The organism is Abyssisolibacter fermentans, assembly GCF_001559865.1.
In the GTDB taxonomy this organism is placed as follows: Bacteria; Bacillota; Clostridia; order Tissierellales; family MCWD3; genus Abyssisolibacter; species Abyssisolibacter fermentans.
The window spans coordinates 19,112-32,430 of sequence record NZ_LOHE01000076.1 but is presented as its reverse complement, the minus strand read 5'-3'; the positions used below and the strand labels follow the sequence as shown (position 1 = coordinate 32,430).

Genomic DNA, 13,319 nt, shown 5'->3' with positions numbered 1-13,319 from the left:
TCAATTACCTCCTACTCGATTTTCTTAGGAAATTATAAACACATATAAAAATTTTGATAAATTTATATGAACAATATGAATCAAGGAAAATATTTAAAAATTTAAATAAGGAGGATGTTAAAATTGATTATAGTAATAAGACCGAAAACGCAAAAAGAACAGCTTGATAAGCTAAAAGAAAAGATAAAAAAACTAGGGTTACAGATACATGAATCAATAGGACAAAATTATCATATATTAGGGTTAATAGGAGATACAAGAGTATTAGATTTAAGCCAGATTGAAGGTAACAGAATTGTACAAAAGCTTATACATGTAGGTGAGCCTTATAAAAAAGCTAATAGACTATTCAAACCTGAAGATACAATTATAAAAGTAGGAGATAGAGCTATAGGAAACGGCGAATTTTCTGTAATAGCTGGACCGTGTTCTGTAGAAACTAAAGAACAAGTCATAGAGATAGCAAGACAAGTTAAAAGTTCAGGGGCTGATTTTTTAAGAGGAGGAGCATTTAAACCTAGAACATCACCTTACAGTTTTCAAGGTTTGGGTCAGACTGGTTTAGAATATTTAAAGGAAGCTAAAAAAGAAACAGGCTTACCTATAGTTACCGAGATGATGTCACCTGAAATGGTTGAAAAATATGCAGATGATATAGATATTATACAAATAGGTGCTAGAAACATGCAGAACTTTGATTTGCTAAAGAAAGTAGGAAAATTAAGAAAACCTGTATTGCTAAAAAGAGGATTATCAGCTACTATAGAAGAACTTTTAATGTCAGCGGAATACATTATGTCTGAAGGAAATGAGCAAGTAATCTTATGTGAAAGAGGTATCAGAACGTTTGAGAAATTTACTAGAAATACATTAGATTTAAGTGCGATACCAGTTATCAAAAAATTAAGCCATTTACCAATAATAGTAGACCCAAGTCATGCAGCAGGTTTGTGGTGGTTAGTAGAACCATTGGCAATGGCAGCTTTAGTCGTAGGAGCAGATGGGTTAATGGTAGAGGTACACAATGATCCAGCTAATGCAAAATGTGATGGACAACAATCTATAAAACCTGAAAAATTTAATAATCTTATGAATAAATTAAGTAAACTTAAGGAGAGTATGAGATGAAAAGCATAGAGCTTATGAATGTAACGGTTGTAGGCTTGGGCTTAATAGGAGGCTCTATAGCAAAAGCATTAAATGATATAAATCCTCAGAATATATGGGGTATAGATATTAGTCATGATGTATTAGAAAGAGCTATTGAAGAAAAGATAATTGATAAAGGTTATATTGACTCAAGAGATATTTTGTCTAAATCAGATTTAGTAATTATCAGCTTGTATCCAGCAGATACAATTAATTTCATAAAAAAAAATATGAATAATTTTAAATCTGGAGCAATTATTACAGATACAGCAGGAATAAAAGGAAACTTAGTTGAAAGTATAAATGATGTACTTAGAGACGACTTAGAATACATAGGTGGTCATCCTATGGCAGGTAAGGAATGTAGTGGTATAGAAAATTCATCAAAAGAGATGTTTAAAGGAGCTAACTATATAATTACACCTACTAGAAATAATAAAAAAGATACTATAGATTTTATAACAGATTTAGTTATAAAGCTTGGTTTTGAAAATGTGTCATGTATTGATCCAGATAAACATGACAGTATAATCGCATTAACAAGTCAGCTGCCTCATGTTATAGCCACAGCAGCTGTAATGATCAATGACTACAATAATATAGATAAATTTGTAGGAGGCAGTTACCAAGATATAACTAGAGTTGCAGATATTAATTCTAAGCTATGGACAGAACTATTTATATCAAATAGTGACAAGCTAGCTGAGCAGCTACAAAAATTTGAAGATGCGATAAATAAATTTAAAACACTAATTATAAATAAAGATGCCGAGGCAGTAAACAAGCTGTTAGATGAAGGTGGTATAAGAAAGAGGGGTTATAGTTGGAGCAAATAACAGTTAAATTACCACATAAAGAATATAACATCTATATAAAAAAAGGTCTATTAAATATACTTCCAGAGACAATAAAAGAAAACTTCAATTTTAGCAAACTAGTTATTATAACAGACGATAATGTAAAGAGTTTATATGGTGATAAGCTTGTAAAAAGTTTTGTAGATATTGGAATCAATACATTTTGTATAAGTGTATTACCAGGAGAGGTTAGCAAGAGTATAAGTGTAGCTGAAAAAATTTACAAAGATTTATTAAAATATAAAATAAATAAGGGTGATTTAGTCATTGCACTAGGTGGTGGTGTAGTAGGAGATTTAACAGGTTTTGTTTGTGCTACTTTTCTTAGAGGAATACCATTTATACAAATTCCTACGACGATATTATCTCAGGTAGATAGTAGTGTAGGTGGGAAAACAGCTGTAAATTTAGAAGAAGGAAAGAATTTAGTAGGAGCATTTTATCACCCAGAGGCAGTTTTTATAGATCCTGATGTATTAGAAACATTAGAGGAGAAATATATTAGTGATGGTATGGCTGAAGTAATAAAATATGGTTGTATTAGCGATAACAAGCTTTTTGAGATTCTTTATGAAGCTGGTGACTATAATAATTTAAGAAATAGAATTAATGAAATAATTTATAGATGTATAGATATTAAAAGAGAAATAGTTGAACAAGATGAAAAAGAATCAGGAATTAGAATGTTGTTAAATTTTGGGCATACAATAGGTCACGCCATAGAAAAATATTACAATTACAACAAATATACACATGGCCAAGCAGTTGCTATTGGCATGTATTATATAACAGAGTCTAGTGAAAGATTAGGAAAAACTAAGAAAAATACATCCCAAAAAGTTAAGGAAGTTATTCAAATGTATAAGCTTCCTTGTAAAATAGAAAAAATTAATAAAGATAAGATTATAGATACTATCAAATTAGACAAGAAGACAAGAGGTAATAAAATAAATATAATCTTAATAAAAGAAATAGGGGAGAGTTTAATAGAAACAATAGATATGTTAGATTTAAAAAAATATATATAATCTGGAGACTATTCACATATAATCTGGGTTAATTGAAAGGTTGAGCAGATGAAAATAGTAGAAATAATACCAAACAAACTAAGTGGCGATATATTAATACCTCCATCAAAGAGTTTGAGCCATAGAGCAATTATTTCAGCAGGTCTAAGTGATGGTGAAAGTATTGTTAGTAATCTTATTTTTTCAGATGATATAGAGGCAACACTTAATGCAATGAAAGTTTTTGGTGTAAAAGATATAGTTATTTCTGAAGATAATATAGGACGTTATTCAGTTAGGCTAAAATGTGGGAATAAAGGATTAAAAGAAAAAGTAATAGATTGTAAAGAATCAGGTTCAACACTGAGATTTCTAATACCATTATCAGCATTACAAAACAGAGAAATAAAACTAATAGGAAGAGGCAAATTAGTATCAAGACCATTAGAGGATTATTATAGGATATTTGATAAACAAGGTATTAAATATTCAAATAATAACGGACAATTACCATTGATAATAGATGGACTACTTAAAAGTGATGAATTTGATTTGAGCGGAAATGTTAGTTCACAATTTATAACTGGACTTATGTTAGCATTACCGTTATTAGATGGAGATAGTAAAATTAATATAACAACAGAATTAGAATCAATAGGCTATGTTGATTTAACATTAGACATGTTAAATAGAAGTGGGATAATTATAGAGAATAAGGGTTATAAACAGTTCATTATAAAAGGGAATCAAAATTATAAACCTATTAAATACAATGTAGAGGGAGATTTTTCACAAGCGGCGTTTTGGATAATTGCTGGCTTAATAGGTGAAAGCATAACTTGTAAGGGACTAAATATAGAGTCACTGCAAGGTGATAAAACTATACTGGATATAGTTAAAGCTATGGGTGCAAATATTCAAGAAGCAGAGGATAAGATAATTATAAAACCTTCTAAAACAAAAGGAACAGACATTGATGTGTCACAATGTCCTGATTTAGCTCCAGTACTGACAGCATTGGCAGCCGTAAGTAAAGGTACCACTAGAATATTAAATGCAGAGAGATTGAGAATAAAAGAATCAGACAGGTTAAAAGCAATTTGTACAGAATTAAATAAATTAGGTGGCGACGTTACAGAATACGAGGATTCTCTAATTATTAATGGCAAACTAAACTTAAAAGGCGGTAAGGTTGATAGTTGGAACGACCATAGAATTGCAATGGCATTAGCAGTAGCATCAATAAAATGTACTGAAAAAGTGACAATTGCAAATGCAGAAGCAGTTAACAAATCATATCCATCTTTCTGGGAAGATTTTAAGCTTTTAGGAGGGAATATTAATGAGTGGAATGTGGGGTAAAAATATAAGATTGTCTATATTTGGTGAGTCTCATGGAGAGTGTATTGGTATAGTAATTGACGGTCTTAAAGCAGGTATACAGCTAGATTTAGATTATATTAGGCATGAAATGAAAAGAAGAGCTCCGGGCAACTCTCTATTAAGTACACCTAGAAAAGAAAAAGATGAATTTGAAATAATGAGTGGATATTTTAACAATAGAACTACTGGTTCACCGCTTTGTTGTATGATTAAAAATAATAATACAAAATCAAGAGATTATGATAAAACAAAACATCTAATGAGACCGGGACATGCAGATTATACCGGTTACATAAAACATGGTGGATTTAACGATTATAGAGGAGGAGGACATTTTTCGGGCAGGTTAACAGCACCTTTGGTGTTTGCTGGGGCTATAGCAAAACAGATATTAGAAAAAGATTATAATATCTTTATAGGGAGCCATATAAAGAGTATTAGTAATATAGAGGATCAAGTATTTGGTGAAAATACTTTGGACTTAGATTATATATGCACCTTAAGAAATGCAGATTTGGCAGTAATAAATACAAAGATAAAAGAAAAAATGAAAAAAGAAATAATAAAGGCTAAAGAGCAAAATGATTCTGTAGGAGGAGTAATAGAAACAGCAATAATCAATGTAATACCGGGACTAGGCGAACCATTCTTTGATTCTGTTGAAAGTAGGTTATCTCAGATGCTATTTTCAGTACCAGCAGTAAAAGGAGTAGAATTTGGAGCTGGGTTTGATATTACCAGACTTAAAGGTTCTGAGGCTAATGATGAATATAAAATAGAAAATGGGATAGTAAAAACATTATCAAATAACAATGGAGGAATATTAGGAGGCATAACAAATGGAATGCCTATTATATTTAGAACAGCAATAAAACCAACTCCTTCTATAGCCAAACAACAAACCACTATAAATATTAAAGAGAAGGCAAATTCAACGATAGTCATTGAAGGAAGACATGATCCTTGTATAGTTCCAAGAGCACTACCTGTAATAGACAGTGTGGCAGCTTTAGTTATGTTAGACATGATATGGGAAAGGAAGGTTACCAATGAGTAATTTAGATAAACTTAGAGATGAAATAGATATGATAGACAAAGAACTTGTAGAGATACTTGAAAAAAGAATGAAAATAGCTATGGATGTTGGGAAATACAAAAAAGAAAATGGACTACCTATTTTAAATAAAGAAAGAGAAAAACAAGTACTAGAAAGAATCTCTAATTATGTAGAAGATGATAATTTAAAGAAGTATATATTAGAACTATTTCAAAGTATTATGGATGAGAGTAAAGAATTACAAAAAAATATTTAACCCTGATTATTCATATAACTTTGAATAATATGCTGTATAGTTTTGAATTAGAAGGTTTCAGTGAATTTGAAGGCATACGAGTTGGTATGTCAAAAATTTAATGGATACCTTATAATCAAAAGGAGATCATATTGACGAATCTCCTATTTAGTTACTTCATAGGAGTAAGCGACTCACATAAAATAATAGATTTTAATTCCTTGTTCATAATTTTCTATGAATAATCTGGGTTTAATAGTTAGGAGTGTAGATTATGTATGGCTTGATTGGAGAAAAACTTGGACATAGCTTCTCACCGTTTATTCATTCCTTAATATTCAAACAAATGAAAATAGAAGGACATTATGATTTGTTTGAAATTAACGAAAATGATTTAGAAAAAGCAATAATAGGTTTGAAAGCACTAGGAGCTAAAGGAGTAAATGTAACTATCCCTTACAAAGTGAATGTGATGAAATATTTAGATGATATTTCAAAAGAGGCTAAAAAAATTGGTGCTATTAATACAATATGTTTCAAAGATGGAAAGTGTATTGGCTATAATACTGATTATTATGGCTTTGGTATGATGTTAAAAAGAAATGGCATAAATATAAAAAACAAAAAGGCTGTAATATTGGGAACAGGAGGAGCATCAAAGGCTGTATGTCAATATTTGATTGATAATGATGCTAGTGAAATAATATTTGTTAGTAGAAACAAAAATAGAAAGTTAGATAATAAATATGAATTGATAGATTATGAAGATATTAAAGCAATTAATGGCGATATAATGATTAATTGTACACCTTGTGGAATGTATCCAAATATAGATAAATCACCAGTTGAAATAAAAATTATTGAAAATTTTAATGCGGTAGTTGATCTTATATATAATCCTAAAGAAACTTTATTTATTAAATATGCTAAAAAAATAGGGATAAAAAATGTAAATGGACTATATATGTTAGTTGGGCAAGCTATAAAAGCACAAGAATTATGGCAAGAGATTGGTATAGATACAGAAATTTATGATATTGTATATCAGGAAACATATAAAAAACTTTATAAATAATTAATTTAAGATTTAACCCATATTTATTCATGATAATCAATCGTTTATTAATAAAATAAATGAAAATTCATTGAAAATTATACTAATTTAAAGTTGACAAATAAAAATTACGTTGTTATAATTGTCTTTAAATATTACAGACCATATAATCTGGTAAAAGAATAAAAAAAGCTATAGCTTAATTCTTTGTTTACATTAAAGAATAGTTAATAGATAAGAAATCGTTTTCTTTAAATTATAAAACTATAGAATTAAAAGATGATAAAGCAAATATTTAAAAAATAAAATTAATCCTTATTATTCTTATAACTTTGAATAACGAGCTTTAGAATTCTGAGTCATACAGAGAACTAAATTTAATTTAATGTGAATCGCTTACTCATTCTTTGAATGAGTTTCTGATTTACAGCTTATTTCTTCTAAGAAAGGGGTTAATAAATAAAAATATTTAATTTTCAATGTATAATTTGGACTTAAGATTAGAGGTGATGTATTTGTGGTATGAAATAATATTACGGTTTGCATTATCAGTTTTTGTTGGAGGTCTCATAGGATATGAAAGAGAATATCAAAATAGGCCTGCAGGTTTTATTACTCATATACTCGTATGTGTAGGAGCTGCTATTATTGCTATGATACAAAATCAACTTGTTCAAGACTCAATAAATTTGACGTTAATGTATCCGCAATTAGCAAATTCTCTAAAAATTGATAGTGGAAGAATTATTTCTCAAGTTGTTTCAGGAGTAGGATTCTTGGGTGCTGGAGCGATTATACATAATAAAGGTTCAGTTACAGGACTTACGACAGCTGCAACGTTATGGGTAGTTGCCTGTATAGGAATTGCGTGTGGTATGGGTTATTATTTTTTAAGCATAACGTCTACAATTGGTGTTTATTGTGTACTTGTTGTATTGAAAAAGGTTAAATTTAGGATACAAGATAAAATTTCAAATAAGGAAGTTTGATAAAAAAATTCAAAAAATTTTTTTTTACAGTGGAAAGAAATAAAATTTCATGATATTATAGTATTAACGGTAAAATATTTCACAACACTGAATAATTACTATAATTTCTTAGAAGGGATGTAATATATGAAGATTGATTTAAGTAATTTGACAACAGAAAGAAGAAATCCAAATACATTTGGAATTGATATAGCTCCAACACAAGATATGATAAAAATGATTAATGAGGAAGATAAAAAGGTAGCCTTTGCCGTTGAAAAAGAAATTCCGAATATAGCAAAAGCAGTCGACTTAATAGCAGAAGCTTTTGAAAAAGGAGGCAGACTAATTTATATTGGTGCAGGAACTAGTGGAAGACTTGGGATATTAGATGCTTCAGAATGCCCTCCAACGTTTGGAACTCCAAAAGAAATGGTTCAAGGTATTATTGCTGGAGGTTATGAAGCAATTTTCAGTGCTGTAGAAGGTGCAGAGGATAATAAGCTAGATGGAATAGAAGAATTAAAGAAAATAAATTTTAGTAATAAAGATGTATTGGTAGGAATAACTGCAAGTGGAAGAACTCCATATGTAATTGGTGCAATTAACTATGCTAATGAAATAGGTTCTGTAACAATTGCAGTTACCAACAATGTTGATTCAGCTATTCAAAAAATTGCAAAGGTTTGTATAGCAGTTGTTGTTGGGAGTGAAGCATTAACAGGTTCAACTAGGTTGAAAGCAGGAACTGCACAAAAAATGGTTTTAAATATACTTACAACAGGTTCAATGATAAAGCTAGGTAAAGTCTATGAGAATCTTATGGTTGATGTACAATCAACAAATCTTAAATTAGTAGAGAGATGTAAAAATATAGTTATGGAAGCTACCTCAGTAGATAAAAATATAGCAACTCAATATTTAGAAGAAACAGATTATGATGTTAAATTTGCAATTTTTATGATAAAGTCAAAACTTGATAAAAAGACAGCAAAAGAAGTATTTGAATCATATAAAGGACACATAAGAGAAGCTCTTAAAGCTATAGAAAAACAATAAAGTATATTTAGAAGTATAACGAATAACAAAGTGTAAAATGCTTGAAAATATTAAACTTAGGTAATCTTATTTACATGATAATTATGTTACCTTTGAAATTGATTTAAAAAATAGATTAGGTTGAAACATTTATAATTAGCTATACTAAAATGATTAATATGCTTAATAGAAATTTTTTTAAGCAATAATTGTTATTATTATTTATTATTTAAATTTTCGTATGGTTTGAGTATAAATTCAAAGGTAATTTATTATCAGTAAATATGTAAGCATAATATTTAAATTATATCTTATGTTTTAAAAAAAGGAGGATATATAATGGCTAATGCAAAAATTAAACAAATGAGCCAGAAGATTTTAGAAAAAGTCGGAGGCAAAGAAAACGTTATATCAGTTACACATTGTGCAACTAGACTAAGACTAGTTATTAAAGACAAAGAAATTGTAGACAAAAAAGTCATCAATAAAATTGATGGCGTAATGGGTGTTGTTGAACAAAGTGGACAGCTTCAAATGATATTAGGACCTGGAACAGCAGCTAAAGTAGCTGATGAATTTGGTAAATTAGTAGGAAGAAAAGTTGGGGTTGAAGATGAAATTAAGGTAAGAAAAGAAGAACTTAAAGCAAAAAACAGTACTCCGTTCAAACTATTTCTAAGACACATATCAAACATATTTATTCCACTAATTCCAGCATTCATTGGATGTGGTGTTATATATGGATTAGCAAAAATACTTTTGAATACCGAATGTATAAATAAGAATACTTATTATATTTTATATGTAATTGGTAAATCAATATTTATGTATATGAATATAATGGTTGGTATAAACGCTGCGAAAGAATTTGGTGGAAGTCCTGCATTAGGCGGCGCTATAGCTGGTATTTTAACTTCTCCTAAGCTTGCAAAGATAGTTATTGGCGGTGAAAACCTTATTCCTGGAGAAGGCGGAATTATCGCTGTTTTAATTGCAGTTATATTAGGTGCAATGCTTGAAAAGAAACTAAGAAAAGTAATGCCATCAGTAATAGATTTAATTGCAACACCAACGATAGTATTATTAGTAATTGGTTTAGGTAGTTTATATATATTCCACCCAGCAGGAGCATTTTTGTCAAGTGGACTTAGCTGGTTAGTAAACACTGCTATCGAAAAAGGTGGAATATTTGTAGGAGCTATACTTTCAGGAACATTCTTACCTCTTGTAATGACTGGTCTTCATAGGGTTCTCACACCTATAGAAGTAAGTTTATTGGATAATACAGGATTAGACTTATTAAGACCAATCTTAGCAATGGCAGGTGCAGGACAAGTAGGTGCAGCATTAGCTGTCTATTTCAAAACAAAAAATAAGAGACTTAAAAAAATCATAGGTAGTTCATTACCAGTTGGTATGCTAGGTATAGGAGAACCATTGATGTTTGGTGTTACTTTACCATTAGGTAAACCTTTCCTAACAGCATGTTTAGGATCGATGGTTGGAGGTGCTTATATCTCATTAACTAAAGTAGCTTCAATAGGTATTGGATTGTCTGGATTACCATTAACTTTATTAATACCTTCTAATCAAGTCTTAAACTATATTATAGCAACATTGTTAGCATATGCAGGTGGTTTCGCTTTAACATATATCACTAAATGGGAAGATATGGCTGAAGATTCAGATTCTGAAGAAAACAGTGTAATAAATGAAGTTCTTAATATTAAATAGTATGAAATAACTTGGAGGTAGGGTCATGAAATTTGATTTTCATATACATTCAGTTTTTTCTGACGGAAGCTCTAAAGTTAATATGATTTTTGATATAGCGCAGAAAGAGAATCTTTCTGCGCTTGCAATTACTGATCATGATACAACATTAGGACTTAGCGTTGTTGATAATATAAGTAAAGAATACGGTATTCCATTTGTACCTGCTGTTGAATTTACAGCAATAGAAGAAGGTGTCAAATTTCATGTATTGGCTTATAATATAGATATAGAGTCTAAAGAATTAAAAGATTATTCAGAGCGTTTATTATTATATCTTAATAATAAATCAAGACAGCAGATTAAACTAATGCAAAAAAACGGCATTGAAATTGAAGAGGAAGAGTTTTTTAAAGAAAGCCAAGGAGGACCGCTTTATAGAGCAAAACTGTTAAAAACACTAGCAAGATACGGTTATTTAAAACAAGAAGAAATAATGAGCTGTATAAAAACATATTTTGGTAAAGAAGGGCCGTATTATATAGAAGATAGCTATAAATTTAATGATTTTGGGCAGATTTGTGATTTAATAAAAAGAAACAATGGTATTGTTGTTTTGGCACATCCAGGTAAAATTAAGAAAAAGAATATGGACTTATATAATAAGCTTATAAATAGTGAATTAATTGATGGTCTAGAAGTTTATCACCCATCAAATGATTTCGAAGTAAGAAAAGAATTAATGAAGGTTGTGAAAAAAAAAGATATTTTATTTACAGGTGGATCAGATTATCATGGCGATTATAATAAAAAGAAAACCCCTATTTGTGGTGTAACTATGCCGGATGAGATTTATTATAATCTAAGGTCTTATATGAGGAACAAGTAAGTATTATAATAGTAAAAGAAAAGCTATATTAACGACATATTTTACTTGAAATTATTACGTTTATAAAAATTTTCTGTATTTAATATAAATTATAGGAGGCCATAAATGTTAAATATATTTAGAAGAAAATCAGAAGCTAACATTGTAGCACCTTTAGATGGTGAAGCTATTGATATATCACAAGTTGAAGATGAAGTGTTTTCACAAAAAATGTTAGGTGATGGAATAGCCATAAAGCCGACAAGTGGAGTAGTTGTAGCTCCATGCAATGGGAAAGTAATACAAGTATTCCCAACTAACCATGCAATTGGTATAAAATCGAATGAAGGCTTAGAAATATTGATACATCTAGGATTAGATACAGTTGAATTGAAAGGTGAAGGCTTTAAGCGTCTAGTTAACCAAGGAGACAAAGTTAAAGCAGGGGACAAGCTGGTAGAACTTGATATGGATTTTCTAAGTAAACATGCAAAATCACTAGTAACTCCCATTGTTATAACAAATGGAGCAGAAGTAAAAAGTATGGAGAAATTTTTGGGTACTGTTGTTCGTGGTGAAACAATGGTAATGAAAATAAATAAGTAAATTTCTATTACGAACACTATACTAAAATATAAGCAAACAAATAAATATAGTATAATATAAAGGTTGACAAACTGATAGATAGTTAATATAATCAATTGTGAAAGTAAAAGAATAAAATGATAGGGAAGTTGGTGCAAATCCAACACGGGGTCGCCACTGTAATGGGGAGCTAGCTGTAAGAGACCACTGATTTTTTAAAATTGGGAAGGTGCAGTATGCTGTGAACCTAAGTCAGGATACCTAGATACATAATACTTACGAAACCTAAGTGTTTATGTAACTATGTGTATATACCTCTTACCTATTTTGGCAAGAGGTTTTTTTATATTAATTTATTTGCCCTATTGATATTGAAAGGAGTAGTTTGAATGAAACGAAATATATTTTCATTACTAGTGATATTTGTAGTAAGTACTATGTTTTTTGTAGGTTGTAGTAGTAAAGAAGTTGCTACTGAAAATGATGTAAAAACATTAGCTGATAGTGTAGTAATTGATGATAATACTGTAAAATTTGTAGATGCTATGGGAGATGAAATAACCTTAGATAAAAATCCACAAAAAGTTATATGTTTGTATAATTCTTATCTTGATTTATGGTATGAAGCTCAAGGCAAAGTAATAGGCAGAATAAAAACAAAAGGTGCTGTGCATGAAGAGGCAAAAGACGTTGAAATAGTAGGTACAATGTCACAGCCAAATGCAGAAAAAATATTGTCTATGCAGCCTGATTTAGTTATATTGACACCTAGTATGAAAGGACAAAAAGAAATTATTCCAATATTAAAAGATAATAAAATTCCATATTTAGCGGTAGAATATGAAACATTTGATAAATACATGTATATAATGAGAATATTCACAGCATTAACCAATGACGAAGAAGCATATAATGAAAAAGGAATTAAAATAGAAAAAGAGATAAATGATATAATATCAAAAATACCAACTGAAGGCAATCCAAGCGTATTATTAATGTTTGCATCAACTAAGAGTGTGAAAGTGAAATTGCCAAATTCGACAGTTGGAGCAATGTTAGATGATTTGAAAGCGAATAATATAGCTTATGATGCGAAGTTAACAGAGGAAAAAATGGAGATATTCAGTATGGAAAAAATTATAGAAAGAAACCCAGATTATATTTTGGTACAAACAATGGGTGATGTAGAAAAAATTAAAGATAAATTAATAAAAGATGTAGAGTCCAATCCTGCATGGAAGTCACTAACAGCTGTCAAAGAAGGAAGATATATAATATTACCAAAAGATTTATATCTTTATAAAGCAAATGCAAGATATGCTGAAGCTTACATGGGTTTAGCTAAAATACTGTATCCGGATATTTTTAAATAAATAATGGACAGCCTTCTAGTGTTATTTTCGTG

At 29.8% G+C, this 13,319-nt stretch carries 13 protein-coding genes and 1 riboswitch; all 13 genes read left to right on the top strand.

Annotated elements, in window-relative coordinates:
- Positions 1–123 precede the first annotated feature (123 nt).
- The 13 genes from aroF to AYC61_RS14765 all read left to right on the top strand — a co-directional run bounded on the left by aroF (position 124) and on the right by AYC61_RS14765 (position 13,287).
- Positions 124–1,128, top strand: coding sequence for a 3-deoxy-7-phosphoheptulonate synthase (aroF, locus tag AYC61_RS14825; RefSeq protein WP_066504061.1), 1,005 nt, complete (start codon positions 124–126; stop codon positions 1,126–1,128).
- Positions 1,125–1,985 (top strand): prephenate dehydrogenase, encoded by an 861-nt coding sequence (locus AYC61_RS14820; RefSeq protein WP_066504060.1) that lies wholly within the window; start codon positions 1,125–1,127, stop codon positions 1,983–1,985. The genes aroF and AYC61_RS14820 overlap by 4 nt, the downstream gene beginning before the upstream one ends.
- Positions 1,973–3,034, top strand: coding sequence for a 3-dehydroquinate synthase (gene aroB, locus AYC61_RS14815; RefSeq protein ID WP_066504059.1), 1,062 nt, complete (start codon positions 1,973–1,975; stop codon positions 3,032–3,034). Before AYC61_RS14820 ends, aroB begins: the two co-directional genes overlap by 13 nt.
- Before the next feature lie 48 nt (positions 3,035–3,082).
- Complete coding sequence (gene aroA / locus AYC61_RS14810) at positions 3,083–4,375, top strand: 3-phosphoshikimate 1-carboxyvinyltransferase (RefSeq protein WP_066504052.1); 1,293 nt, start codon at positions 3,083–3,085, stop codon at positions 4,373–4,375.
- Positions 4,356–5,453, top strand: coding sequence for a chorismate synthase (gene aroC, locus AYC61_RS14805; RefSeq protein ID WP_066504050.1), 1,098 nt, complete (start codon positions 4,356–4,358; stop codon positions 5,451–5,453). Before aroA ends, aroC begins: the two co-directional genes overlap by 20 nt.
- Positions 5,446–5,709 carry a chorismate mutase gene (locus tag AYC61_RS14800; RefSeq protein WP_066504048.1) on the top strand — a complete coding sequence of 88 codons (264 nt, stop codon included), beginning with the start codon at positions 5,446–5,448 and terminating at the stop codon, positions 5,707–5,709. The genes aroC and AYC61_RS14800 overlap by 8 nt, the downstream gene beginning before the upstream one ends.
- Before the next feature lie 253 nt (positions 5,710–5,962).
- Positions 5,963–6,763, top strand: a complete 801-nt coding sequence (aroE, locus tag AYC61_RS14795; RefSeq protein ID WP_066504041.1) for a shikimate dehydrogenase — start codon at positions 5,963–5,965, stop codon at positions 6,761–6,763.
- 494 nt (positions 6,764–7,257) lie between these two features.
- Complete coding sequence (locus AYC61_RS14790) at positions 7,258–7,731, top strand: MgtC/SapB family protein (RefSeq protein ID WP_162265473.1); 474 nt, start codon at positions 7,258–7,260, stop codon at positions 7,729–7,731.
- A 126-nt stretch (positions 7,732–7,857) separates the two neighbouring features.
- On the top strand, positions 7,858–8,769 hold the full coding sequence (gene murQ / locus AYC61_RS14785; RefSeq protein ID WP_066504039.1) for an N-acetylmuramic acid 6-phosphate etherase: 912 nt from the start codon (positions 7,858–7,860) through the stop codon (positions 8,767–8,769).
- Between the two features lie 318 nt (positions 8,770–9,087).
- Positions 9,088–10,482: a PTS transporter subunit EIIC gene (locus AYC61_RS14780; protein WP_066504037.1), complete on the top strand. Its 1,395-nt coding sequence runs from the start codon at positions 9,088–9,090 to the stop codon at positions 10,480–10,482.
- 25 nt (positions 10,483–10,507) lie between these two features.
- Entirely contained in the window at positions 10,508–11,350 is an 843-nt protein-coding gene (locus tag AYC61_RS14775) for a PHP domain-containing protein (protein WP_066504035.1), read from the top strand.
- A gap of 105 nt (positions 11,351–11,455) precedes the next feature.
- The gene (locus AYC61_RS14770; RefSeq protein ID WP_066504033.1) at positions 11,456–11,935 is read left to right on the top strand and encodes a PTS sugar transporter subunit IIA; all 480 of its coding nucleotides are present in this window, start codon (positions 11,456–11,458) and stop codon (positions 11,933–11,935) included.
- Between the two features lie 75 nt (positions 11,936–12,010).
- Positions 12,011–12,194: riboswitch (cobalamin riboswitch) on the top strand.
- Between the two features lie 109 nt (positions 12,195–12,303).
- Entirely contained in the window at positions 12,304–13,287 is a 984-nt protein-coding gene (locus AYC61_RS14765) for an ABC transporter substrate-binding protein (RefSeq protein WP_066504032.1), read from the top strand.
- Positions 13,288–13,319: the final 32 nt, after the last annotated feature.